General features: G+C 69.5%; 17 protein-coding genes. 10 read left to right on the top strand and 7 right to left on the bottom strand.

Features of this window, described 5'->3' with window-relative positions; all coding sequences use genetic code 11:
• Window positions 1-51: 51 nt before the first annotated feature.
• The 3 genes from ACFU5M_RS23940 to aroQ all read right to left on the bottom strand — a co-directional run bounded on the left by ACFU5M_RS23940 (window position 52) and on the right by aroQ (window position 7,542).
• On the bottom strand, window positions 52-1,521 hold the full coding sequence (locus tag ACFU5M_RS23940) for a glutamate synthase subunit beta (RefSeq protein ID WP_379052761.1): 1,470 nt from the start codon (window positions 1,519-1,521) through the stop codon (window positions 52-54).
• Window positions 1,522-1,574: 53 nt separating this feature from the next.
• Window positions 1,575-6,227, bottom strand: coding sequence for a glutamate synthase large subunit (gene gltB, locus ACFU5M_RS23935; protein ID WP_379052759.1), 4,653 nt, complete (start codon window positions 6,225-6,227; stop codon window positions 1,575-1,577).
• 739 nt (window positions 6,228-6,966) lie between these two features.
• A complete protein-coding gene (gene aroQ, locus ACFU5M_RS23930; RefSeq protein WP_379052758.1) occupies window positions 6,967-7,542 on the bottom strand; it encodes a gamma subclass chorismate mutase AroQ in 576 nt (191 codons plus the stop codon).
• A gap of 224 nt (window positions 7,543-7,766) precedes the next feature.
• Between aroQ and ACFU5M_RS23925 the strand changes: the two genes are divergently transcribed.
• Window positions 7,767-9,458 carry a DUF4407 domain-containing protein gene (locus ACFU5M_RS23925; protein ID WP_379052757.1) on the top strand — a complete coding sequence of 564 codons (1,692 nt, stop codon included), beginning with the start codon at window positions 7,767-7,769 and terminating at the stop codon, window positions 9,456-9,458.
• 273 nt (window positions 9,459-9,731) lie between these two features.
• The gene (locus ACFU5M_RS23920) at window positions 9,732-11,282 is read left to right on the top strand and encodes an adenylate/guanylate cyclase domain-containing protein (protein ID WP_379052755.1); all 1,551 of its coding nucleotides are present in this window, start codon (window positions 9,732-9,734) and stop codon (window positions 11,280-11,282) included.
• A gap of 312 nt (window positions 11,283-11,594) precedes the next feature.
• Here the strand turns inward: ACFU5M_RS23920 and ACFU5M_RS23915 are convergent, their stop codons facing one another.
• The gene (locus ACFU5M_RS23915) at window positions 11,595-13,133 is read right to left on the bottom strand and encodes an MFS transporter (RefSeq protein WP_379052763.1); all 1,539 of its coding nucleotides are present in this window, start codon (window positions 13,131-13,133) and stop codon (window positions 11,595-11,597) included.
• Between the two features lie 87 nt (window positions 13,134-13,220).
• Between ACFU5M_RS23915 and ACFU5M_RS23910 the strand changes: the two genes are divergently transcribed.
• The 6 genes from ACFU5M_RS23910 (at window position 13,221) to add (ending at window position 19,123) form a co-directional block, all read left to right on the top strand.
• The gene (locus ACFU5M_RS23910) at window positions 13,221-13,760 is read left to right on the top strand and encodes a TetR/AcrR family transcriptional regulator (RefSeq protein WP_379052754.1); all 540 of its coding nucleotides are present in this window, start codon (window positions 13,221-13,223) and stop codon (window positions 13,758-13,760) included.
• A gap of 91 nt (window positions 13,761-13,851) precedes the next feature.
• The gene (locus tag ACFU5M_RS23905) at window positions 13,852-14,649 is read left to right on the top strand and encodes a hypothetical protein (protein ID WP_379052753.1); all 798 of its coding nucleotides are present in this window, start codon (window positions 13,852-13,854) and stop codon (window positions 14,647-14,649) included.
• Window positions 14,646-15,743 (top strand): DUF4129 domain-containing protein, encoded by a 1,098-nt coding sequence (locus ACFU5M_RS23900; protein WP_379052751.1) that lies wholly within the window; start codon window positions 14,646-14,648, stop codon window positions 15,741-15,743. Before ACFU5M_RS23905 ends, ACFU5M_RS23900 begins: the two co-directional genes overlap by 4 nt.
• A 67-nt stretch (window positions 15,744-15,810) precedes the next feature.
• The gene (locus ACFU5M_RS23895; protein ID WP_379052749.1) at window positions 15,811-16,788 is read left to right on the top strand and encodes an AAA family ATPase; all 978 of its coding nucleotides are present in this window, start codon (window positions 15,811-15,813) and stop codon (window positions 16,786-16,788) included.
• Window positions 16,789-16,791: 3 nt separating this feature from the next.
• Complete coding sequence (locus tag ACFU5M_RS23890; protein WP_379052748.1) at window positions 16,792-18,087, top strand: DUF58 domain-containing protein; 1,296 nt, start codon at window positions 16,792-16,794, stop codon at window positions 18,085-18,087.
• 16 nt (window positions 18,088-18,103) lie between these two features.
• The gene (gene add / locus ACFU5M_RS23885; RefSeq protein WP_379052747.1) at window positions 18,104-19,123 is read left to right on the top strand and encodes an adenosine deaminase; all 1,020 of its coding nucleotides are present in this window, start codon (window positions 18,104-18,106) and stop codon (window positions 19,121-19,123) included.
• Here the strand turns inward: add and ACFU5M_RS23880 are convergent.
• Entirely contained in the window at window positions 19,102-19,902 is an 801-nt protein-coding gene (locus ACFU5M_RS23880) for an RDD family protein (protein WP_379052745.1), read from the bottom strand. The genes add and ACFU5M_RS23880 overlap by 22 nt on opposite strands.
• A gap of 43 nt (window positions 19,903-19,945) precedes the next feature.
• Between ACFU5M_RS23880 and ACFU5M_RS23875 the strand changes: the two genes are divergently transcribed.
• Window positions 19,946-20,962: a stage II sporulation protein M gene (locus ACFU5M_RS23875; RefSeq protein ID WP_379052743.1), complete on the top strand. Its 1,017-nt coding sequence runs from the start codon at window positions 19,946-19,948 to the stop codon at window positions 20,960-20,962.
• 887 nt (window positions 20,963-21,849) lie between these two features.
• Here the strand turns inward: ACFU5M_RS23875 and ACFU5M_RS23870 are convergent.
• The gene (locus tag ACFU5M_RS23870) at window positions 21,850-23,259 is read right to left on the bottom strand and encodes a hypothetical protein (RefSeq protein ID WP_379052742.1); all 1,410 of its coding nucleotides are present in this window, start codon (window positions 23,257-23,259) and stop codon (window positions 21,850-21,852) included.
• A gap of 101 nt (window positions 23,260-23,360) precedes the next feature.
• Here ACFU5M_RS23870 and ACFU5M_RS23865 point away from each other — a divergent pair, with 101 nt between their 5' ends.
• A complete protein-coding gene (locus tag ACFU5M_RS23865) occupies window positions 23,361-23,999 on the top strand; it encodes a class I SAM-dependent methyltransferase (RefSeq protein ID WP_379052740.1) in 639 nt (212 codons plus the stop codon).
• A 1-nt stretch (window position 24,000) separates the two neighbouring features.
• On the opposite strand, the gene ACFU5M_RS23860 is transcribed toward ACFU5M_RS23865, so the two are convergent.
• A complete protein-coding gene (locus tag ACFU5M_RS23860; RefSeq protein WP_379052739.1) occupies window positions 24,001-24,768 on the bottom strand; it encodes an SDR family NAD(P)-dependent oxidoreductase in 768 nt (255 codons plus the stop codon).
• Between the last annotated feature and the right edge of the window lie 3 nt (window positions 24,769-24,771).

Genomic DNA, 24,771 nt, shown 5'->3' with positions numbered 1-24,771 from the left:
GGACGACTCGACCACCGGCGCCTTTCTTTCCGCTCCGGTAAGAGAGGGGATCTAGCGCTGCGCCACCATGGTGGGGGTGATCGGCGCCGGAAGGGCGGTCTCGCCTTCCAGGTACCGGTCCACGCCCGCGGCCGCGGCGCGGCCCTCGGCGATGGCCCAGACGATGAGCGACTGGCCGCGGCCCATGTCGCCCGCGACGAAGACGCCGGGAACGTTGGTCGCCCAGTTCTTGTCACGCTGCACGTTGCCGCGCTGGTCATAGCCCACGCCGAGATCGCTGAGCAGGCCCGGCTTCTCGGGACCGACGAAGCCCATGGCCAGCAGCACCAGGTCGGCCTCGAGGGTGAAGTCGGTGCCCTCGACCTTCTCGAAGCGGCCGTTGACCATCTTGACCTCGTGCGCGTCCAGACCGGTCACCTTGCCGTCCGCGCCGACGAAGCGCTCGGTGTTCACCGAGAACACCCGCTCACCGCCCTCCTCGTGCGCCGAGGAAACCCGGTACATCAGGGGGTAGGTCGGCCACGGGGTCGATGCGGCCCGCTCCTCCGGTGGACGCGGCATGATCTCGAACTGGTGGATGCTGGCCGCGCCCTGCCGGTGCGAGGTGCCGAGGCAGTCGGCGCCGGTGTCGCCACCGCCGATGATGACGACCTTCTTGCCCTTCGCGTGGATGGGCGGCAGGCCGTCGTCATCGGTGACGTCGTCGCCGTGCTGCACCCGGTTGGCCCAGGGCAGGAACTCCATGGCCTGGTGGATGCCGTCCAGGTCGCGGCCCGGGATCGGCAGGTCGCGCGCCAGGGTGGCGCCACCGGCCAGCACGATCGCGTCGAACTGCTCACGCAGCTGTTCGGCCGTGATGTCGACGCCCACGTTCACACCGGTCTTGAAGATGGTGCCCTCGGCCTCCATCTGCGCGAGGCGGCGGTCGATGAAGCGCTTCTCCATCTTGAATTCCGGGATGCCGTAGCGCAGCAGACCGCCGACGCGGTCGGCCCGCTCGAACACGGTCACGGTGTGCCCGGCGCGAGTCAGCTGCTGCGCGGCGGCCAGACCGGCCGGACCGGAGCCGACGACGGCGACCTTCTTGCCGGTGAGACGGGTCGGGTAGACCGGGGTCACCCAGCCCTCGTCGAAGGCGTTCTCGATGATCTCGACCTCGACCTGCTTGATCGTGACCGGATCCTGGTTGATGCCGAGCACGCAGGACGCCTCGCAGGGCGCGGGGCACAGCCGCCCGGTGAACTCCGGGAAGTTGTTGGTCGCGTGCAGCCGGTCGATACCCTCCCGCCAGCGATCCTTGTAGACCAGGTCGTTCCACTCGGGGATCAGGTTCCCCAACGGACAACCGTTGTGGCAGAAGGGGATACCGCAGTCCATGCACCGGCTGGCCTGGGTACGCAGGGTCTCGTGGGAGAACTTCTCCTCGTAGACCTCTTTCCAGTCCATCAGGCGCAGCGGCACCGGCCGTCGCTTGGGCAGTTCGCGTGCGGTGTGCTTCAGAAAACCCTGGGGGTCAGCCACGTGCGGCCCCCGAATAGTCACAGCGCTTCGTCCACGTCATCTCTAGAACTTCCTTAGCCACGTGCGGCCTCCATAATCGCTTCGTCCACGTCCTTGCCGCTCTTCTCAGCTTCGGAGATGGCGAGCAAAACCTTCTTGTATTCGCGCGGCATGACCTTCACGAAGTGGTTCACCTGCTGCGACCAATCGCTCAGGATGCGCTCGGCGACCGCCGAACCGGTCTGGTCGCGGTGCTGGGTGATGATGTCGTGCAGCCAGGTGAAATCGTCACCGGCCAACTGCTCGACGGCGTCGGCCTGCTCGAGGTTGAGCTTGGACGCGAAGGTGCCGTTCGGGTCGAAGACGAACGCCACGCCGCCCGACATACCGGCGCCGAAATTGCGTCCGGTCTCGCCAAGGATGACCACCCGGCCACCGGTCATGTACTCGCAGCCGTGGTCGCCGACGCCCTCGACCACCGCGGTGGCCCCGGAGTTGCGCACGGCGAACCGCTCGCCGACCACACCGCCGAGGAACACCTGACCGCTGGTGGCGCCGAACAGGATCACGTTGCCCGCGATGATGTTCTGCTCCGAGACGAACTCGGCGGGCGCTTCCAGCGACGGGCGCACCACCAGTCGGCCGCCGGAAAGGCCCTTGCCGACATAGTCGTTCGCGTCGCCCTGCACGCGCAGCGTGATGCCCGCGGGCACGAAGGCGCCGAAGCTGTTGCCCGCCGATCCGGTGAAGGTGATGTCGATGGTGTCGTCGGGCAGGCCCGCGCCGCCGTAGAGCTTGGTCACCTCGTGACCGAGCATGGTGCCGACGGTGCGGTTCACGTTCGTGATCTTGGTCTCGAACTTGACCGCCTGGCCCCGCTCCAGCGCGTCGCGGCTCTGCACGATCAGCTGCTGATCCAGCGCCTTGTCCAGACCGTGGTCCTGGGACTTGGTGCAGCGGCGGTCCTGGTACATGAACGCCGTCTCGACGTCGTCCAGGATCGGCGACAGGTCCAGCTTGCTGGCCTTCCAGTGCTGCTTGGCCCGCGACGTGTCGAGCAGGTCGACCCGGCCGATGGCCTCGTCCAGCGTGCGGAAGCCCAGCTGCGCCAGCAGCTCCCTGACCTCTTCGGCGATGAACAGGAAGAAGTTCTCGACGAACTCCGGCTTGCCGGTGAACCGCTCGCGCAGCACCGGGTTCTGCGTCGCGACGCCGACCGGGCAGGTGTCCAGGTGGCAGACGCGCATCATGATGCAGCCCGAGACCACCAGCGGCGCGGTGGCGAAACCGTACTCCTCGGCGCCGAGCAGCGCGGCGATCATCACGTCGCGGCCGGTCTTCATCTGGCCGTCGACCTGCACGACGATGCGGTCGCGCAACCCGTTGAGCAGCAGCGTCTGCTGGGTCTCGGCGAGGCCGAGCTCCCAGGGACCGCCCGCGTGCTTGAGCGAGGTCAGCGGGGAGGCGCCGGTGCCGCCGTCGTGGCCGGAGATCAGGACGACGTCGGCGTGCGCCTTGGAGACGCCCGCCGCGACGGTGCCGACGCCCGGCTCCGCGACCAGCTTCACGTGGATGCGCGCCTGCGGGTTCGCGTTCTTCAGGTCGTGGATCAGCTGCGCCAGATCCTCGATCGAGTAGATGTCGTGGTGCGGCGGCGGCGAGATCAGGCCGACGCCAGGCGTCGAGTGCCGCACTTCGGCGACCCACGGGTACACCTTGTGCGCCGGCAGCTGGCCGCCCTCGCCGGGCTTCGCGCCCTGCGCCATCTTGATCTGGATGTCGGTGCAGTTGGTCAGGTAGTGCGCGGTCACGCCGAAGCGGCCCGAGGCCACCTGTTTGATCGCGCTGCGCCGCCAGTCACCGTTTTCCTCCGGCTCGAAGCGCGACGGCGACTCGCCGCCCTCACCCGAGTTCGACCGGCCGCCGAGGCGGTTCATCGCGATCGCCAGGGTCTCGTGCGCTTCGGACGAGATGGAGCCGTAGCTCATCGCGCCGGTGGAGAACCGCTTCACGATCTCCGCGGCCGACTCGACCTCCTCGATCGGGATCGGGCTGCGCGCCTTGTGCTTGAACTTGAACAGACCGCGCAGCGAAGCCAGCCGCTCGGACTGGTCGTCGACCAGCTTGGTGTACTCCTTGAAGATCGAGTACTGGCCGGACCGGGTGGCGTGCTGGAGCTTGAACACCGTGTCCGGGTTGAACAGGTGGTATTCGCCCTCGCGCCGCCACTGGTACTCACCGCCGACCTCGAGCTCGCGGTGCGCGCGCTCGTTGCGGTTCTCCAGGAACGCGATCCGGTGCCGCTGCGCGACGTCCTCGGCGATCTCGTCCAGGCCGATGCCGTCCAGGTGCGAGCGCAGACCGGTGAAGTACTCGTTCACCAGTTCCTGCGACAGGCCGATCACCTGGAACAGCTGAGCGCCGTTGTAGGAGGCCAGCGTGGAGATGCCCATCTTGGACATCACCTTCAGCACGCCCTTACCCGCGGCCTTGTTGTAGTTCGCGACCGCCTTGCGGTAGTCGGCGGCCAGGTCGCCGGTGCTGCCCGGCATCTCCAGGGCACCGCGCTCCAGCATGTCCTCGATGGTCTCGAAGGCCATGTAGGGGTTGATCGCGGCGGCGCCGAAGCCGACCAGGGTGGCCATGTGGTGCACCTCGCGGGCGTCACCGGCCTCCACGACGAGGCCGACCTTGGTGCGGGTGCGCTCACGCACCAAGTGGTGATGCACCGAGGAGGTCAGCAGCAGAGACGGGATGGGCGCCAGCTTCTCGTTGGACTCGCGATCGGACAGCACGATGATCCGCGCTCCGCCGTCGATGGCGGCCGACACCTGGGTGTTGATCGCCTCCAGCGCCTTGCGCAGGCCCTTGCCGCCCTTTTTCACCGGGTACAGGCCACGCACGACCACCGAACGCAGCTCGGGGTGCGATCCGTCGTCGTTGATGTGCACGAGCTTGGCCAGCTCGTCGTTGTCCAGGATCGGCTGCTCCAGCGCGATCATGTTGCACGACTCCGGCCCCGGGTGCAGCAGGTCGGCCTCCGGGCCGATGTTCCGCTTGAGGCTGGTCACCACCTCTTCCCGGATCGCGTCCAGCGGCGGGTTGGTGACCTGCGCGAACAGCTGGGAGAAGTAGTCGAACAGCAGGCGCGGACGGGATGACAGCACCGCGATCGGGGTGTCGGTGCCCATCGAGCCGAGCGCTTCGCCGCCGGTCTTGGCCATCGGCGAGATCAGCAGACCGAGCTCCTCGGTGGTGTATCCGAAGATCTGCTGACGGATCAGCACGCGATCGTGCGACATGTGCACGTGCGGGCGGTCGGGCAGGTCGGCGAGGCGGAATACGCCCGCGTCCAGCCACTCCTGGTAGGGGTGCTCGGCGGCGAGCTGGGACTTGACCTCTTCGTCGCCGACGATGCGGCCCTGGGCGGTGTCGACCAGGAACATGCGGCCCGGCTGCAGGCGCGCCTTCTTGACCACCTTGGACGGGTCGATGTCCAGCACGCCGACTTCGGAGGCCATCACGACCAGGCCGTCATCGGTCACCCAGATACGGCTCGGCCGCAGGCCGTTGCGGTCGAGCACGGCGCCGACGACGGTGCCGTCGCTGAAGCACACCGACGCGGGGCCGTCCCACGGCTCCATCAGCATCGAGTGGTACTCGTAGAAGGCCCGCCGCTGCGGGTCCATGGTGTCGTTGCGTTCCCAGGCCTCGGGAATCATCATCAGCACGGCGTGGGGCAAGCTGCGGCCGCCGAGATGCAGCAGTTCCAGCACCTCGTCGAACCGGGCGGTGTCGCTCGCCCCGGGGGTACAGACGGGGAAGATCTTCTCCAGCCGGTTCTTGCCCGCGGAGTCGACGCCGAAGACATCGCTGCGCAGCAGCGCCTCGCGGGCGCGCATCCAGTTCTCGTTGCCGGTGACGGTGTTGATCTCACCGTTGTGCGCCACCCGGCGGAACGGGTGCGCCAGCGGCCAGGAGGGGAAGGTGTTCGTGGAGAACCGGGAGTGCACGATGCCCAGGGCGCTCTCCACCCGGGAGTCCTGCAGGTCCAGGTAGAACGCGCGCAGCTGCGGCGTGGTGAACATGCCCTTGTAGACGAAGGTCTGCCCGGACAGGCTCGGGAAGTAGACCGACTCCCTGCCGACCGCGCCCTCACCCGCACCGGCCGACCCCAGCTCCCGCTCGACCCGCTTGCGCACCACGTAGGCGCGACGCTCCAGATCCATCTCCGACAGCGGATCGGAAGCGTTCTTCGGGGAGGCGATGAAGATCTGCCGGAAGCTCGGCATGGCGTCGCGCGCCAGCGCGCCGAGCGACGACTCGTCGATCGGCACCTCGCGCCAGCCGAGGACATCGAGGCCCTCTTCCTTGACGATCTTCTCCACGCCGTAGGCGGCGCGCGCGGCTTCGCGGCGGGCCTGCGGCAGGAAGGCGATACCGGTGGCGTAGGAGCCCTCCGGCGGCAACTCGAAGTCCACGATCGCGCGGAAGAAGCGGTCCGGGACCTGGATCAGGATGCCCGCACCGTCACCGCTGTTGGGCTCGGCGCCCGCGGCGCCACGGTGCTCCAGGTTCAACAGAGCCGTAATAGCCTTGTCGACGATGTCGCGGCTGCGGCGGCCGTGCATGTCGACGACGAATGCGACGCCGCAGGCGTCGTGCTCGTTCGCCGGGTCGTAGAGCCCGATGGGTCCAGGTGACCTGTGGCCAGGAAGTTGCGTCATGCCTCTGCCTTCAAGAAAGTGGGCCTTCGAAGAAAACGGCCTTTCGCCGAACGCCTCCGTACAAGACTGCGCCCGTACGTTCCGAAGCCAGCCGCGCTGATGGTCTTCGGCGTGCAGTCAGGTCTGCAGTTGTCTCCACCCGCTTCTGTGACGTAGTGGGTGCCCTTCGGTAACGGATCCCTAACGAGATCCTTACCTCCGAGCGGGTGCTCGCCCGCTACGCTGAGCACCTGGCTAGGGCTGCCCGAGCGGGCGAGGTAGCCGAACGTTCTGTGTTCGGCGTAAGAGCAAACGATAAGTCAGGTCCAGGGCCCAACCAACTTAGGTTGCGCTAATAACCAGGTTTAGCTGGGCTTCTGCATTTGGTCCTCCACGTGTGCGCGTCGTCCAGTGTAAAGCAGCGAGTGCCGTGCGATCGATCCCCATGGCACCCGGTGCCAGCTGGGAAAACCGGCGCGCGACACCGACCCGAGACCTTCCTCACAAAGCCCGGAAACCGCCCTCACCTGCGTCGAAGTGGATTTCCCCGGTTCACGGCGCGGCAAACCAAGCGGCAGCGGCTAACTCGACGATCGGTCCGTTGAGATATTTCCGACACGGGCGTGACAAGCCATGAATGTGATCCGACCGTCCGGCCTCTTTTGTCCGCTGTGTCATTCAGCACATATCCAGCAAATCTCGGGAAGTGGTGTTGGACACATCTTTCCGCCGACGTGCCGCGGGACCGGACGGCCCCGGCCTACGACCGGCAGAGCGACACGGCGGCCCGCACCAGCGCCGCGTGGTGCAGGGCATCGCCGCGGCCCGTGGTGAACACACCGAAGACGCTGCGTGCCAAACGTTCCGCGCAATCCGGCGCGGTCAGCTCGGCACGGCGCAGGGCGAGCTGGTCGAGGACCTCGACATTCACGCGGTCGATGATCGGCCGCACCGAGGCAAGGCCCGCGGGGGCGGTGGGCGCGGCGGCCGGGTCGAAGCGCCACCGCAGCATCAATCCGCGCTGCACCGTCTTGTTGGCCTCGATCTGCCCGAAGAAAACCTGCCGCACCCAGTCCTCCGGCAGGTCACGAGCGGCGCCGAGCCGGGCCATCGCGTCGTAGACCTCCGCTTCCCTGGCCGGATCGTCGATCGCAGGCTCGATGCCGAGCTCACCCGCGGCCACCCATTTCGCCGCGGCCACCGCGTCGGCGGTGTCCAAGCGCTCGACCACCAGGGCGACCAGCCGGTCCAGCGGCCGGTCGGACGGAACGGCGCCCGCGCTAGCCGGCCACATCAGCAACGCCGCCGCCAGCAGCGTCAACCCCACTCTGCGCACGTCGTGACCTCCTGGAATCGCCCGCACGGAAACGAATCACCGCGTCAGCGTAGGCGAGCTCGCCCGCCCACCCAGGACGACGTGAACCGTAGCTGTGAGCCTGGCCACATCGGGCCTCCCCTGCTCGCTGCGCACCCGCGAGGCCTGTCACGCTGTCACAACGAATCCGTGACAGTTTCGTCGCGCCCGCGAAAGCGCCTGGGACGTAGAGGATGTGCCTTCCGATGACCGTCACCGGCTTGTTCACCTGGCTCGGCGGGGGCCGGACCAGCGCGATCAGCGATCGCCACGAGCGTGCCGGATACGCGGTCACGGGCGCTGTCGTGCTTCTGTTCGCCACGATCTCCGGTGTGGTCGCCGCCCTGGCCGGGGCATCCGCCTGGCCGTGGTGGGCCGCGTCGGCGGTGGGCATCGTGGTCGGCGCGCTGGCGGGCACGCTCGCGCGTGCTCTGGCCACGGCGCGGCCGAGCGGAGGACCGGATCGGCTGGGGCTGATCGCACGCATCGCGGTCGCCGTGCTGGGCGGTGGATTGCTCGCGGAACTGGCCGCGATCGTATTGTTCAGCGGGTCCATCGACCGGGTGCTGGATGAGCAGGCGCGGCGCTCGCTCGATTCGGCGCCGCGGGTCGTCGCGGCGCAAGCGGACCTGGACCGGGGGAAAGCCGACCGGGCCGCGCTCGAACAGGCGATCGGCATGGCCCAGAACGATATCGATCACGCCCTGGTGGTCGCCCGCTGCGAATTCAACCCGACCCCGGAGTGCCCGCGGACCAGGATCACCGGTGTGCCCGGCCGGGGGCCGGAGGCGCAGACGGCCAACGCCATGCTCGACGACGCCCGCAAGCAGCTCGCCATTGCGAAGGACCGGGTCGACGCCGCGGACCGCCGGATCGACGCAGGCCAGGACGCCCTGGCGGCTGCGCGGACCGACGCCTTGAACGACACCGACCGCGGACTCGGCGCGCGCTGGGTGGCGATGAACGACTACACCGTGCACCACGCGCTGCCACTGCGCATTCTCACCATCGTGGCGTTCGTCGCGCTCGCCCTGCTGCCGCTGGTGCTGCGGTGGTGGCGTGGTGAGACCTCGTTCGACCGGCACAACGCGGCCCGCACGGTGCACGATCGCGCCGAGCGCGAAGCCGACGCGGTGATCGCGATCAAGCAGGCCGAGGTACGCGCCGAGGCCGAGACCCTGCGCGCCGAGCAACAGCTCGCCGCCGCCCGCCTCGCCGTCGAGGCGGACACGGCCATCGACCGGGAGCACCAGCGCACCCGGATCATCGCGGCCATCGGCGGCATCGAGATCGGCATCACGGAGCCGCCGCGCCGCCCCGAACTTCCCGCCGCCGCGGCGGACGACCGAAAGGACAGCGCCATGCCCGACGAGGTGACGCCGAACCTACCGGCCCCGGTGACCGCGCATCCGCGGACCGTCGCGGCCACACCGGCGACGCCGCAGCGTGGGGGCGGTCTCGAGCTGCCGCTGATCGGCACGGTGCCGTTCACCGACACCGCGGCGCGGTTCATCCGTCCGCTGGTCCCGTCGTTCGTCGCCAACGCGATCGACACGGCGACGCACCCGCTGCGCACCGCTCGGCAAGCGTTCGAGGAGGTCGAGGAGATCACCTTCACGCTGCGGCGCACCCGCAAGGTCACCGTCGACGGCCAGACCTCACACCCGCAGGCCGTCGGCTACCAGCTCCAGCCCGGCTCCCCCGAGATCGCGCACGCCCAGCACATCGCCTCCACCGTCGTCGACGCCCCCTACGCCGCGCCGCGCTATTCCTCGCTTCCGCCCACCGGCGCGGCGGGCTACGGCCTGCCCACCGGCGCCCGCCGAGACGAACTGCCCGGTCGCCAGTACCCCGAACTGCCTGACTCCGACCGCCGCGAACTGCCGCCCGGGCGCTGACCGACCCGCTACCGCGGCGCCACGTCCTCGCCGCAACCAGCGGCCGCAGGTGCGGGCACGCGCTCGCACCGCCGTGAACGCACTCGCCTAGGGCGCGGCCGTCGCCACTCGCGAACCCGCCCGCGTTCTGCGCGGGCGCCGGTTCAGCGCGGGTACCTCGGTGGTCGTCGCCGTCTCGGCCCAGGGCTGTGCGGTACGAGTTCGGTCGGACGCGTGCGCTGGATGCCGGGTCGGCCCTGCGCACGGGGCCACGCCTCGGCCTACGCTGCACCCATGCAACACAGGGAGGTGACGCTCGCCGCGGCGCCGTGGGGTTCGCCATTGCTCGGGTCCGCCGAGGAGTCGTCGGGGCTGCGGCGCATTCGCATTCAGCTGTTGCTCACCGTGCCAACCCTGTTGGGAAACCTGACGGGCATGGTGGTGTCGATCACGCTGATCGGCTTCGTCCTGCCGGGGCCGTCGGTGTTCACCCGGGATCTCCTGCTGCTCGACGTGCTCGCCGCACCGATCTACGCGAGCTGCGCGCTGCTGCTCGGGCTGTGGTGGGGCACCACCCGCGGGCTGCGAGCGCTGCGGTGGGCCACCGACCCGCTGCACGTGCCCACCGAGGAGGAGCAGGCCGCGGCCACGGTGGTACCGCGCAGGCTGGTGCGTAATCAAGCGTTGCTGTGGTTCGGTGGACTCGTCCTGCTGACCACCCTGTACGGCCTGGCCGAACCGCGGCTGATTCCGAAGGTGGCCTTCGGCATCGCGCTCAGCGCCATCGTGGTGTGCGCGAACAGCTACCTGATCATCGAGTTCGCGCTGCGACCCGTCACCGCGCGGGTGCTGGAGGCCGCGACGTCCGGCCGACGCCGCGGCATCGGCGTCTTCGGACGCTCACTGGTGGTCTGGGTGGTCGGATCGGGCGTTCCGGTGGCCGGGATGATGGTGCTCGCGGTGTCGGCGCTCGTGATGGACGACGTGAGCAAGGCTCGGCTGGCGGTCTGCGTGCTGTCCCTCGGCGGAGCGACCTTGATTTTCGGTCTGCTGCTGATGACGCAGACACTGGCCGCTACGGTCGCCCCGATCCTCGGCGTGCGCCGCGCGATGCGTCAGGTCGAGGACGGCGATCTCGCTGTCGCGCTGGCCGTCTACGACGGCACCGAGCTCGGTGAGCTGCAGAGCGGTTTCAACCACATGGTGGGAGGGCTGCGCGAGCGGGAGCAGATCAGGGATCTGTTCGGCAGGCATGTCGGGCGCGAGGTCGCCGCGGCCGCGCTGGCGGGCGATCCGACGCTCGGTGGCGTGGAAACCGACGCGGCGGCCCTGTTCATCGACATCGTCGGCTCGACGACGATGGCCGCGACCATACCGGCGCCGGAGATGGTCGCACTGCTCAATCGATTCTTCGGCATCGTGGTGGACGAGGTGGAGCGCCACGGCGGCCTGGTCAACAAGTTCGAGGGAGACGCCGCCCTTGCCGTCTTCGGCACGCCCGCGCCACTGTCGGATGCCGCGGGCGCGGCGCTGGCCACCGCCCGCGCGATCCGGGCCCGGCTCGACGCCGACGCGACCGACTTCGCCGCGGCCATCGGCGTGGCCTCGGGCCGGGTGGTGGCGGGCAATGTCGGCGCGCACCAGCGCTACGAGTTCACCGTCATCGGCGACGCGGTCAACGAGGCCGCCCGCCTGTGCGAGTTGGCCAAGCACCAGGGTCTGCTGCTCGCCTCCGGCGCCACCATCGCGGCGGCTGCCGAGGCCGAGGCCGAATGTTGGCAGCTCGGCGAATCCGTCACCCTCCGCGGCCGCCTCACGCCGACCCGTCTCGCGCGCCCCGCGTGAGATCTTCCCACCGCTCGATCCCGCGCGGTGGACGCCTCGGCCACCGGTTCGAACCGCGCGCACGCGACTGGAAGGGCTCCGCCGCGGTGGCCGGCGCTCGTCGCGAGAATGCCGCCGCCGAGCACGTCGGGTTCGGTGCGCCGAACCGAAGAACTGGGATCGGACAGTCCCGAACGCCGTCACCGATAGTGCTCCGGTGCGAATCGCGAGGTCGACCTGACCTGATCCGGGCGCACGACCACTGCCCGCGCCCGCAGCGATCCCGAGCACGACTGCTCCCGCGCGGACGCTCAGGAGCGTCCTGACCAGCGATCACATCCGCGCACCACGCAATCGGAACGCCACCAGCGCGGCTGTCAACAGGATCGAGGTGGTGCCGATCGCCGCGAAGTGGATGCCCGAGACGAACGAATCGTGCACCGAGGCAAGGAACGCGTTTCCGGCCGCCTCCGGCAGCTCGCGAGCGAAAGCCGTAGCCGCGCCGAGCGATTCGGAGGCAGCGTCCGCCTGATCGCCCGGCACGTGGCTCAGATCGAGGCCGTTGCGGAAGATCGCCATGACCACGCTGCCGAGTATCGCGACGCCCAGCGCGATACCGGTCTCGTACGCGGTCTCCGACACCGCGGCGGCCGCGCCCGCGCGCTCCGCGGGCGCCGAGCCGACCACCAGATCCGACGACACGGTCAGCGCGACACCGACACCTGCCCCGACGAACAGGAAGCCGAGCACGAACGGCGTCGTGCTGGTGGACGCGTCCGGGCCCAGCCATCCGAACAGCGCCGCGCCCACCGCCGCCGTGGTCAGCGCGCCGCCCAGCACCGTGCCCGGCCGCAGCCGCCGCACCAACCAGGCCGCGGCGAGCGAGGCGATCATGCCGGCCAGCAGACCCGGCAGCAGCAGCAAACCCGCCTGCATCGGCGAGCGTCCGAGCACCAACTGGAGGTACTGCGAGCCGAAGAACAGCACACCGGCCAGCGCGAACACCGCGAGCAGGCTGGTCACCACCGCCGTACGGAAGTTGGGCAGCGCGAACAACGCCAGGTCGAGCATCGGCTGCGCGAGCCGTCGCTGCCTGCGCACGAACCCCACACCCGCCAGCACGCCGAGCGCGCCGACCAGGACCGGTCGCATGCCAGGTCCGTGGGCCGCGAACTCCTTCACCGCGTACACGACGGGCACCAGCGTGAGCATCGACAGCACGGCGCTGGGCAGATCGAAGCGACCTGGCTTCGGATCGCGCGACTCCGGGATCAGCACCGGCCCCAGCCCGATCAGCACCAGCATGACCGGCAGGTTCACCAAGAACACCGAACCCCACCAGTAGTGCTCGAGCAGCCAGCCGCCCAGCAGCGGTCCCGCCGCGGCGCCACCGCCCGCCATCGCGCTCCACACCGCGATCGCGACCGTGCGCTGCCGCGGATCGAGGAACATCGACCTGATCAGCGCCAGTGTCGCGGGCATCAGCGTCGCACCGGCGACACCTTGCAGCACCCGGGCCACGATGAGCAGTTCCGGCGTCGGGGCCCAAGCCGCGAGCACGGAGGCGATACCGAATCCGGCCGCGCCGAGCAGCAGCAGCCTGCGCCGCCCGATCCGGTCGCCCAGGTTCCCCATGACGACGAGCAACCCGGCCAGCACGAACGAGTACACGTCGATGATCCACAGCAATTGCGGCGTGGTCGGGGCGAGATCGGCGCTGATCGCGGGCACGGCCAGGTCCAGTACGGTCGCGTCGACGGCGAGCAATAGCAGGGCGAGCGCGAGCACGGACAATCCCGCCCACTCGCGCGCTCCCGCGCGGGGTGCAGTGGTGACCGATCGTCCGGTGGGCTGCGCGGTTCGGGGGCTCATGACTTTCTCGACTTCCGTCGTCTCCATTTTCTTACCGTCCAGACGGTATAGTAATCTACCAACCGTCCGGACGGTATAGTCGAATGCGTGACCGCTGACACCCGCGACCGCATCCTGGACGCGCTCGAGACCTTGCTGCTGGAAAAAGGCATGTCGCATGTGACGCTGGAGAACGTGGCGGCCACCGCGGGCGTCTCCAAAGGGGGCTTGCTCTATCACTTCAAGAGCAAAGACGCCCTGCTCGCGGGCCTGGTCCGCAGACTGGCCGACCGTGCGGGCAAACAGCTCGACGGCGCGGTCGCGAAAGGCGGCTCGGTAGCCGAGTGGTACCTGCAGACGCCGAACCCGGCCAACGCGGCGGATGCGGTCGAACTCGAGCTCTATCGGTCCATGCTCGCGACCATGCGCACCATCGACGCCACGCCGGAGCCCGACGAGGTGCAGCGAGCGCTGGTCGAGATGATGAACTCGTGGTCGGACGGTCTGGACGAGGAGGTCGCCGACCCGGTCCAGGCCGATCTCATCCGGCTGGTCGGCGACGGCGTGTACCTGCGCGCGCTGCTCGGCCTCCCGCCCATCGATCCGGTTCGCTACCGGAACGTGGTGGACCGCTTACTGCGGCGCTGACGGTTAGACTCGGCCCGTGCTGCCAGCCGCCGAACCGGCCGGCGCCGTCGGGGCGGGAACAGATCCGGTACCAGGGTCTCCTGGAACGACGGTGCCGATCCGACCGCTGAGTTTCCGTGAACTGCTCGATGTGCCGTTCGCGCTGATCCAGGCGAACATTCGCGCCCTGGCCGGGTTGAGCGTGACCGGCTTGCTCCTGGCCGAGGCCGTGGTCGTCGCCGCGACCGCGGGCGTCTCCGAGCTGACCGACGGTGCCGACGCGAGCACCGCCTGGGCCGCGATCCTGTCCACCGCGGCTTGTGCGTGGTTGCTGCGGTTCGTGTTACGCGGCACGACCGTCGCCCTGGGGCTCGCGACCATCGGCGGCGCACCGATCGGCCGCCGGACCGCGATGCGCCGATTCGGTGCGACGCTGGGCCCGCTGCTGGTGTTCCAGCTGTTGTTCACGCTGGTGGGCATCGGCGTGCTCGCGGTGAGCGGCTTGCCGATCGTGACGCTGCCGCTCGCGGTGCTCTGGCTGGGCTGGCTACGCGCCCGCCGCTGGGTCGCGGTGCCGGTGCTGTTCGTCGAGCGCACCTCGCACCGCGACGGAATCGCCCGCGCGAAATTGCTCGCCGAAGGCGCGGAGTGGCCGACCGTCGGGCTCTGGATCGCCCACCGCGCCCTCTTCGGCCTGTTGGCGATCCCGCTGCTGGCCATTCCGCTGTACGTCTCGGACTTCTCCGGCACGCACCGATGGCCGGTGATCGTGCTCACCACGTCGGCGGTGCTGCTGCTGACGGCTTTCGGCGAAGTGGTCGAGGCGTCGTCGCGGGTGGTGTGCTACCTCGATCGCCGTTGCCGCAGGGAGGGATTGGACATTCGTATCCCCCGGCAGGAGACGCGATGAGCGATCCGACACCGCCGGAGATCCCGTCAGCCCGGCATCCGGGTGAGGTCCTGCTGACCGAAGGTCCCCACGCGAGCAGCGACCCGGCGCCCGGCGCACCGCGGCTCGGCGCCGCCGCCGACCATCGGGCCGCCGCCGAATCGGCCGCGCGGCACCGGGATTTCGACCGTGCTTTGCGGGAACGTTTCCGTGCCGTGTTGCGCGGCCTGGAACAGGGCGGCGTGCTGGAGGTCCGGCGCTCGCGCACCGCGCGGGAAACCGCCGACGACGTGACGACCGCGTTGCCGCTCGAGGTCGCCACCGAGATCCAGCCCGCCGCACACAGTTTCGACGAGGTGGTCTACGGCGGACGCCGCGCCACCGAGGACGAATACCGCAGGCTGGAATACGCCGACCGGTACTCCGCTTCAGCGCCGCCGCCCGCGCCGGAACCGGTCGAGATCGAGGCGGTGGAGAAATCGGCGCGCACCAGGCGCGGGCTTCGACCATTGCCGAAACTGCTACGCGACCCCCGGTTCTGGGCGGCGCTCGCCGCGACGGCCACGTTGCTACTGCTGGTCTACGGCGCCCTGCAATCCTGCGGCGCGCCGAACGCACCTGCTCCGCCGCCGCCACAACCACCACCGGATCTGCCCGATGTCCCTCCGCCCAGCCGCCCCGGCTTCGGGGCGGGTGACGACCCGATCTGGGACCGGCTGCCCGCACCGGTCTTCTACGGCGGCGTGCAGTTCCTGATCGCCGCCGCATTGGTGGTGTGGTGGCGGGCCCGCAGACGGGGCGCTCTGGTGCGCGAGCCCCGCCCGGTCGAGGTGGCGGCGAACGAACTGCTCGCCGGTCAGGCCGCCCTGTATCGCCGCTCGAAAGACCACGACCACGTCGCCGGGAAGCTGCGGGCGGCCACACTCCGCCGTATCCGCGTCCCGCTCGGCATCACGGCCGACACCCCGCCGGACCGGATCGTCGCCGCGGTGGCCGCGCGCATCGGAGCCCACCCCGCCCAGATCGGGGCCGCCTTGTTCGGCCCGGTGCCCGATCCGGGGACCTTGCGGGTGGTCGCCGCTCAGCTCGAATGGATCGAATCGGAGGTCGGATGAGACGCCTTCGCCCCGTCCTCGCCCGGCACACGGCATCCGGGAACGCCCGCGAACCACAGGAGATCGAATGACCAGCACCGAGACCACCCCCACGGCCGAGCAAGCGGGAGCGGCGTTCCACGCCCTGCGCGCCGAGATCGGCAAAGCGGTGGTCGGCAACGACAACGCGGTCATGTACCTGGTGCTCGCGCTGCTGTGTCGCGGCCACGTGCTGCTCGAAGGCGTGCCGGGGGTGGCCAAGACGCTGCTGGTGCGGGCGCTGGCCACGGCGCTGGACCTGGACCACGCGCGAGTGCAGTTCACCCCCGACCTGATGCCCGGCGACGTCACCGGCTCGCAGATCTACGATCCGCACTCCGCGGAGTTCACCTTCCGGCACGGTCCGGTGTTCACCAACCTGCTGCTCGCCGACGAGATCAACCGGACACCGCCGAAGACCCAGTCGTCGCTGCTGGAATCCATGGAGGAACGGCAGGTCTCGGTGGACGGGAAGCCGCAACCGCTGCCCGATCCGTTCGTCGTCGTCGCCACCCAGAACCCGATCGAGCAGGAGGGCACCTACCCGCTGCCGGAGGCACAGCTGGACCGGTTCCTGTTCAAGGTGGACATCCACCTGCCCGGCCGCGACGACGAGTTCCGCATCCTGCAACGCCACGCCGCGGGCTTCGATCCGCGCGACCTGACCGCCGCGGGCTTGCGTCCCGTCGCGGGCCCCGAACACATCACCGCCGCGCGCGCCGCGATCGGGCAGACGACGATCAGCCCCGAGGTGCTCGCCTACACCGTCGACGTGTGCCGCGCCACCCGCACCTCGCCCGCCGTGCAGCACGGCGCCTCGACCCGCGGCGCGACCGCGCTGATGGCGGCCTCGCGCGCGTTCGCCTGGCTCACCGGTCGCGGGTTCGTCACACCCGACGACGTGAAAGCCGTCGCCGTCGCCGTGCTGCGGCATCGCCTGCAGCTGCGCCCGGAGGCCGAGCTGGACGGCGTGACCACCGAAGGTGTGCTGTCGTCGCTGCTGCTGTCGGTTCCGGTCCCGGTGTAGCGCATGGTCGTCACCGGTCGGCTGGCCGCCGCGGCAGGCGTGGCGGCCCTGTTCGTCACCCTGGTCCTTCCGTCCGTGCTCGGTGTGGTGGTGGTGAGCTGTGCCCTGGCGGCCGGGCTGCTCATCGATCTGGGTGCGGTTGGTCGGGCGCGAGACCTGACGCTGTCGCGCGAGCCGCTCACGACGGTGCGCCTCGGGCGCTCCGTGGAGGTGGAACTCGTCGCGGTCAACACCGGAGCGCGCACGCTGCGCGGGACGGTGTGGGACGACTGGCCCGGCAGCGCACGCGCGGACAACCGGACGCATGGGTTGGATCTCGCTCCGGGCACCAAGGTCCGCCTCCGCACCACTCTTACGCCCACCTATCGAGGCGATCGGGTCGCGGGCCAGGTCACCGTGCGGCTGCTCGGCCCGTTCGGGCTGGCGGGCCGGCAGACGAGGCACGACGTGCCCGCGCGGGTGCGCGCGCTGCCCGCGTTCCGCGCCGAACGGCTGTTGCGCTCGAAGGTCAAGAGATTGCAACACCTGGAGGGCCGCAATGTGGCCGATCTGCGCGGGCAGGGCACCGAATTCGACTCGTTCCGTGAGTACGTCGCCGGGGACGACGTGCGCGCCATCGACTGGCGCGCCACCGCACGCGCCACCGATGTCCTGGTCCGCACCTGGCGCCCGGAGCGCAACCGGCACATGCTGATGCTGCTGGACACCGGCCGGGTCAGCGCGGGCCGGGTCGGTGACGGCACCCGCCTGGACGCGAGCATCGAGGCGGCTCTGCTGCTCGGTGGTCTGGCCGCCGCCGCGGGAGACTCCGTCGACCTGCTCGCCTTCGACCGGCAACCCCGCGCCGAAGTCCGGGGTGTCGGCGGGAAAGGATTGCAGCTGAAGCTGATGCACGCGATGGCCGCGATCACCCCCGTGCTCGTCGACACCGACAGCGCCGGACTGGTGCGAGCGGCCATCCAGCGCACCCGCCGACGCAGCCTGGTCGTCTGGTTCACCAGCCTGGACGGCGCCGCGGTCGAGGAGAACCTCTTACCCGTGCTGCCGGTGCTGGCGCAGCGGCACCGAGTGCTCATCGTCTCGGTGACCGACCCCGATGTCGCCGCTGCGGCCGCCCGCCGCGACGACCTCTCCGATCTCTACACCGCGGCCGCGGCCGAATCCGTCCTCGCCGAACGCGCGCTGGTCCAGGAATCGCTGCGCCGCACCGGTATCGCGGTCGTCGCCGCGTCACCGGAACGACTGCCGGAGGCCTTGGCGGACGAATACCTGGAACTGAAGCAATCCGGCGCCCTCTGAGGAGGATCATGGCCCCATGGCCAGAGATCTCGCCGCCTTCGTCCGCGGACTGCCCAAAGCGGAGCTGCACCTGCATCTGGAAGGGACGCTGGAGCCGGAGCTGAAGTTCCGCCTCGCCCGGCGCAACGGCATCGAGCTGCCGGAGAAAACCGTGGACGAGGTTCAGCAGACCTATCGGTTCCACGACCTCTCGTCGTTCCTTCAGGTCTACTACCCCGCGATGCGCGTTCTCCAGCGCCCGGAGGACTTCCACGATCTCGCGTTCGACTACCTGCGCCGGGCGCACGGCCAAGGCGTGCGCCACGCCGAGCTGTTCTTCGATCCGCAGGCGCACACCGGACGCGGGGTCCCGTTGCCCACGGTGATCAGCGGATACCGGTCGGCGATCGCGCGGGCGCGGCGTGAACTGGGGATATCCGCCGAACTGATCCTGTGCTTCCTGCGCGACCACTCCGCGGAGTACGCCATGGCGACGCTGCTGGAAGCGCTGCCGTACAAGAGCTGGATTCTCGGGGTCGGGCTGGATTCCGACGAGCGCGGCAACCCGCCGGGCAAGTTCGCCGCCGTCTTCGAGCGCGCCCGCGCGGAAGGGTTCCTGCTGACGATGCACTGCGATATCGACCAGCCCGATTCGGTCGAGCACATCCGCCAGGCACTGGAGGACATCGGCGTCGACCGTCTCGACCACGGCACGAACATCGTCGAGGACGACCGTCTGGTCGAATTGGCCGAAGCCAAGGGAATCGCGCTCACCTGCTGTCCGGTGTCGAACTCCTTCGTCACCGCCGAGATGAAGTCCGCGCAGATCGTCGGCCTGCTCGACCGCGGGCTGACGGTGACGGTCAACAGCGACGATCCCGCGTATTTCGGGGCGTACGTGGCCGACAACTACCTCGCACTCGCCGAGCAGGCCGGCCTCGGCATCGATCGGCTGGCCGAGCTGGCCAGGAACTCGTTTCGCGCGTCCTGGCTGACACCCGCCCGGCAGGACGCGTTCGTTCGCGAGGTGGACGACTACGTCGCGGCGAACGGCTGACCGACGCGCGGCGCGAACACGGGATAGACCGGCGGCGGCAGCGCCCGGCGCTGTCGTTCGGCGATGACCGCGCCGAGGATCTGCGGCGGCGGACACCCGGCAGGCGGCGCGACGCGCAGCCGCCCGCACACCTCGCCCACGAGCGCCGTGCCCAGCTGATGTCGCGCCGCGGGCGTCAGGGTGCGCAACCGCGTCAGGTACTGCCGCACAGCCAACGCCAGCTCCTCCGGGAGGCCGGACAGATCGAGCTGCGCGCTCCAGCCGGCCAGCCACGGCGGCGCGAGCGCGAGCGCGGGCGGCGGCAGTGGGCGTTGCGCGTGCACGACCACGGTGCCCGCGAGCACGTCACCGATCCGCCGCGCGTGCGGCGAGCACATCGAGGTGAGTACCGCGATGGCGCCGAACCCGCCCAGCATCCAGAAATCTACGATCGCACCCGCCAGGCCGCGGGTGAGCGCGTGCCGGAAGTCGATCGGTCCGCCGTCGGCGCGCACCACGCGCAGCCCGAGCATCAGTTTGCCGAGTGTCCGCCCGCGCCAAGCGGTCTCACAGGTCACCGGGTAGCCGACCAGCACGGTCACGATGGTGACCAGCATCACCACTTCCAGCCAGGCGGAGTCGACGCCCGCGGGCAGCAGCAGCGTGACGATCGCGAACAGCAGCACGAACCCGAGCGTGCACTGAGCCAGCACATCGATCAGGAACGCGCTCGCCCTGGTGGGGATCCGGGCGATCGGCAGCTCCAGGGCCACTGCTTCGCCGGTGGTGAACTCAGCCATGTCGATAGCATTCTTGCGAGCGGCGGGAGTGGGAGGCAACCGAATGGACGTGGACGCATACAGCCTTACGCACCGCAGGGCGTGGGACCGGCTCGATTACCTGGCCAAACGGAGCAAGCTGACCGGCGCGGAGGCGGACGAACTCGTCGTGCTCTACCGCCGCACCTCCCAGCAACTGGCACGGTTGCAGTCGCACAGCCCCGACCCGGAGCTGATCGCCGGGCTCAGCGCACTGCTGGCGCGTGCGCGCGGCCGGGTGCTCGGGACACGAGCCGACACCTGGCAGGAGATCGGCCGGTTCTTCGGACACCGCTTTCCCGCGGCGCTGTACCGATCCTGGCCGTGGTGGGTCGGCGTGGCCGCGGTGTTCTTGTGCGTATCGGCCGGCTCGGCCGTCTGGGTGGACCGGTTCGAGTCGGCGCGCGAAGTACTCGGAATCCCCGAGGACACCGGAAGTCTCACCGCACCGGGCGGAGCGTTCGAGACGTACTACTCGGAGCATCCGCAGGGCGCCTTCGCCGCGCAGGTGTGGACCAACAACGCGTGGGTGACCGCCATCGCCTTGTTCACTGGCGTACTGATCCTGCCCGCGGTCTATCTGCTGTTCATGAACGCGCTCAATCTCGGCGTCAGCGCCGGGCTGATGGCCGACGCGGGGCGGCTGGATTCGTTCTTCGGGTTCATCCTTCCGCACGGCACGCTGGAGCTCACCGCGGTGTTCGTCGCGGGCGGCGTCGGCCTGAAACTCGGTTGGACGCTGATCGATCCGGGACAGCTCAGCCGGGTGGAGGCGGTGGCCAGGCAGGGACGGGCGACCGCGACCGTCGCGCTCGGCCTGGTCGGAGTATTGCTGGTGTGTGGCTCGATCGAAGGATTCGTGACGCCGAGCCCGCTGCCAACACCGATCCGCCTCGCGATCGGCTTCACCGCCGAGGCGTTGTTCCTGGTTTACGTGTTCGGGGTGGGCCGCCGTGCGGTCACCCAGCAGGCGAACGCCGATGCCCATGCCCCGAGCGCCCGGCCTGTCACTGTGACGCAGCCAACATTCAGCACACGCTGAGCGACGTTACTGGGACAATCGACAGCTACGCGGTGTGAGATCGGTTCGGAAGTCCCCCATTTGAGTTCCGCTGGCCGCAGCGAGTCCGGCTCGAGCTGCGGCCAGCGTTACCGTCAACTCTACACAATCGTTATCCCTACGCAACCCTCCCCGCCGAGGTCAAGCGTATAAAGCAGCGCCTCAGCAAACCCTGGCGGCCGCCCACTTTCACCCCCCGCCAGCTAACCGCATGCGACTCGCGCGATCGCTGTTTCGACGGTCGAGCACCACCTCGGTGACACACCCGAAACACCCGCCGGGAATCCACTCCGCAATAGCGGGGGAACTCCTGGAAGGCGTTAGCCGAGCCCCAAGATAGACCTCTCCATGGTTGCTGACATGGGCTCCTACCTGCACGTTCATTTGCACGAATTGCCGGTTGCTGGTCAGCTTGCGAAAGAAAGAGACCGTAGGTTTGTTTACGCGGTAATAAACCGGGTAAGGACATAGTGGCACACGGGGAAGACCGGGCAGTTCCCCGACAGGCTCCGGATTAACCGGTTGCGAAAAGAGCAGTCGTTCGCCCGCCACATACGCCCGATTCAGCACCTCGGCCGCAACCGTAACGCGGTATGTGATCTTCGCCTCATCCCGTGCTACGAGAGCCGGAACCTCGCGAAATCGACATCGCCACAGCCGAGTTCGAGAGACGCACGTCACATTTCACCGCCCGGTCGGCGCCTGTCCCCTGCCGAGGCGGTTCGTCCGCGCGCGAGCGGGACGCCCCGCTCGAGTTGGGATGGCTGACCGCCCAAACCCCGGGGTGCCTGTATTCGCGGACGGAACTCCGGATCGGAGGCGACATGCCCGAGTGGGAACCCGAGTCACTTTCCTCACGGCCGCACGGCTCAGCCGACGCGCAGAACCCCGGTGACTGTTCCTTGCAGCAGGTGGCCGTCCCGCGTGATCAGCGGCGCGGTCTGGAGGGGATCGTCGACGATGGTGCCTGGAAGGGGGTGCGACGCGGTAACCGCACCGGTTTCCGGGTCGAGGATGGTGAACGCGTACCCGTCCAGAGGCGTGGTCTGGTCCGGACCGACGCGCGCGACGGTGTACAGCCGGCCGTCGGCGGTGGACAAGCGCGGTACGGCCGCACTGCGCACCGTGTTCTCCCACACCACGCGGCATCCGTCACCGTCCACATCGACGCGCGTCATGCCACCGGTGAACGGCGCGCTCGGCGGCGCCGCCGGTCCAGCTCCGTCGGGCAGCGCCGGGTAGGGGTATCCGTATGTGCTCGCCACGAACACCGAGCGGCCGATCCCGACCGGCGAATTCTCGGTGCCCGCGCCGCCTGCTCCGAGCGCCGGGGCCGCACACACCAGTTCACCGGTCCCCGAACGGAATACCAGGGCATGCACCTGTCCGTCGGCGTTGTCGACGATGGTCAGGTAGTCCGCACCGGTGCGCGGACCGAAGTAGGTGGGGGTCGCGCCGGTGCCCCAACTCAGCTGCCCCGGCTTGCGCGCCGAGCCCCGGTCGTACGGCGCGCGCCACACGATCTCCGCGCCGCCGGACGTGGCGCGCAGTTCGTACAACGCGTGCGTCGTAGCCACGGCGACCTGACCGCTCGGCGCCGCCGAGATGCTGTTGGCCACGCGCTCACCCGCGGGCAGCGCGAGCGCCGCGACCTGACCGGCAGCCGTGACGAACCCGGCCACGCCCTGACCGGACGCGAACCACACGTTGCCCGACCAGTCCGGCACGAGTCCGGTCACGGCGTCCCCGGCCGGGAGCACCGGACCGAGATCGGCGAAGTCTTCGCTGATCAACCGCCACGTCCCCGTCGCGTCGCGTTCGTGCCGTATCCGCAGCAGCCGATCGGTCCCGTCCACGACCACCAAGCGGTCGTCCTGGTCCAGATAGGCGTACACGCCACCGAGCAGACTTCCTTTGGTCAACGGCAGTGCGGCGAGCGAGCCCGCCAGCGGCCCCGGTGACGCGGGATCGAGCAGATGCACCGTCGGGGTCTGCCCCGCGATCGCGGTGCACAGGGCGACGACGAGGCGGTCCGATCCTTCCAGCAGCGTGGGGCACGCGGAGGCCAGTGGATACGCCGCGACCGCGGCGGCCTCGCCGGGCCCGGGGAGCGCGGTCACGTCCGAGGACCCCGCGTCGCCGTGCATGGTCGCGGTGCCGGGCGGCCCGAGGAACGGATTCGGGGGCGCGAGTGGCCCCCATGACGTGGCGGCGGAGGCGGGCCGACCGGGCAGCAAAGCCAGCGCGCAGGCGGCGAGAACGATCATCGGTCGGCGCATCGAGGTCGTCCTTCGCTAGACAACGCGGTACCCGGACGGATACCAGGGGAACAGTATTCGCGGCACCGTCCGATACGGCCCGTGCCGATACGATGGCGCCCATGAGTTCCGTTCGGACCCGCCTGTTGTCCACCCTTGCCGGTCAGCTCGGGAATCCCCACGGTGTGCTCGGCAGAGGTATCGCTTTCGTGCTCGATCGCGGCAACAAGGCCGCCATCGCCGGGGCGGTGGAGGCGGCCTCCGTCGCGCCTGGCAGCACGGCGGCCGACGTCGGATTCGGCGGCGGCGCAGGCCTTTCCCTGCTGCTCGATCGGGTCGGCGCGGACGGTGTGGTGCACGGGGTCGAGATCTCCGCGGACATGCTGGCACGCGCCCGCTCGGGTCACCGCGGCGACATCGAGTCCGGTCACCTGCGACTGCTCGAGGGGTCGCTCACCGCGCTGCCCTTGCCGGACGACAGCCTCGATGCCGCGATCACCGTCAACACCGTCTACTTCGTGCCGGATCTGCCGGCCGCCTGCGCCGAACTCGCGCGGGTTGTCCGGCCGGGCGGTCGTCTGGTGATCGGCATCGGTGATCCGGACGCGATGGCGAAGCTGCCGTTCACGTCGTACGGCTTCACCCTGCGCCCGGTGCCGGAGGTGATCGCGGTGCTGGAACAGGCGGGCTGCGCGGTCGAGCACCGGCGGCTCGCGAATACGCCGATTCCGCACCACCTGCTGGTGGCGACGCCCCGCTGACTCACATCAGCGCGCCGCCGTCGACCCGGATCTCGGTGCCGGTCATGTACCGACCGTCATCGGAGGCGACCATGGCGACCACGCCGGCGATGTCTTCGGGGCTACCCAGCGCGCCCCCGTTCAGCCAGCCCGTCATCCGGGAGAACAACTGCGGATCGAAACCCTCGGGCTGAGCCAGGATGGACTTCGTCGTGATACCGCTGGTGATGCCGGCCGGCACGATGTTCACCGCGCGCAAGCCCTGTTTGGCGTACTCCAAGGCGATGGCGTGCGTGAAGGCGTTCACGCCGCCTTTGGACGCCGCGTACGAGGCCAGGTAGGGCGCCGCGCTGAACGCCGCGGTGGAGGAGATGTTGACCACCACCCCGCGTCCGGTGTCCAGCAGAGCGGGCAACGCGGCCTGGGTCATCAGGAAGGTGCCGGTGAGATTCACCCCGATCACCTGGTTCCACACCTCGAGCGGCATCTCGTGGGTCCGCCCGGGGCGAAGAATGCCCGCCGCGTTGACCAGCACGTCCAGCCCGCCGAGAAACTCGATCGCCGTTCCGATCGCGGTGCGCACCGATTCCGGATCGGCGGTGTCGACCTCGACCGTTCGCAGTCGTTCGGCGCCGTCGCCCACCTTGTCCGCGGTGGTGGCCAGGCCCGCCGCATCGATGTCGGCGGCGACCAGCTGCGCCCCTTCGTCCAGCAACCGCAAGGCGATGCCCTGACCGATGCCGGATCCCGCTCCCGTCACCACCACGCGGCGGCCGTCAAATCTGCGCATGCC

This window comes from Nocardia sp. NPDC057455 (assembly GCF_042802775.1).
GTDB lineage: Bacteria > Actinomycetota > Actinomycetes > Mycobacteriales > Mycobacteriaceae > Nocardia.
Note: the sequence above shows the minus strand (reverse complement) of the source record. Positions and strands in the feature narration are given on the sequence as shown.

Excerpts from the sequence above, each read along its gene's own strand:
- gltB (WP_379052759.1), bottom strand. The coding sequence starts at position 6,227 with ATGACGCAACTTCCTGGCCACAGGTCACCTGGACCCATCGGGCTCTAC.
- ACFU5M_RS23925 (WP_379052757.1), top strand. The coding sequence starts at position 7,767 with ATGACCGTCACCGGCTTGTTCACCTGGCTCGGCGGGGGCCGGACCAGC.
- ACFU5M_RS23920 (WP_379052755.1), top strand. The coding sequence starts at position 9,732 with ATGCAACACAGGGAGGTGACGCTCGCCGCGGCGCCGTGGGGTTCGCCA.
- ACFU5M_RS23915 (WP_379052763.1), bottom strand. The coding sequence starts at position 13,133 with ATGAGCCCCCGAACCGCGCAGCCCACCGGACGATCGGTCACCACTGCA.
- ACFU5M_RS23900 (WP_379052751.1), top strand. The coding sequence starts at position 14,646 with ATGAGCGATCCGACACCGCCGGAGATCCCGTCAGCCCGGCATCCGGGT.
- ACFU5M_RS23895 (WP_379052749.1), top strand. The coding sequence starts at position 15,811 with ATGACCAGCACCGAGACCACCCCCACGGCCGAGCAAGCGGGAGCGGCG.
- ACFU5M_RS23890 (WP_379052748.1), top strand. The coding sequence starts at position 16,792 with ATGGTCGTCACCGGTCGGCTGGCCGCCGCGGCAGGCGTGGCGGCCCTG.
- add (WP_379052747.1), top strand. The coding sequence starts at position 18,104 with ATGGCCAGAGATCTCGCCGCCTTCGTCCGCGGACTGCCCAAAGCGGAG.
- ACFU5M_RS23880 (WP_379052745.1), bottom strand. The coding sequence starts at position 19,902 with ATGGCTGAGTTCACCACCGGCGAAGCAGTGGCCCTGGAGCTGCCGATC.
- ACFU5M_RS23875 (WP_379052743.1), top strand. The coding sequence starts at position 19,946 with ATGGACGTGGACGCATACAGCCTTACGCACCGCAGGGCGTGGGACCGG.
- ACFU5M_RS23870 (WP_379052742.1), bottom strand. The coding sequence starts at position 23,259 with ATGCGCCGACCGATGATCGTTCTCGCCGCCTGCGCGCTGGCTTTGCTG.
- ACFU5M_RS23865 (WP_379052740.1), top strand. The coding sequence starts at position 23,361 with ATGAGTTCCGTTCGGACCCGCCTGTTGTCCACCCTTGCCGGTCAGCTC.
- ACFU5M_RS23860 (WP_379052739.1), bottom strand. The coding sequence starts at position 24,768 with ATGCGCAGATTTGACGGCCGCCGCGTGGTGGTGACGGGAGCGGGATCC.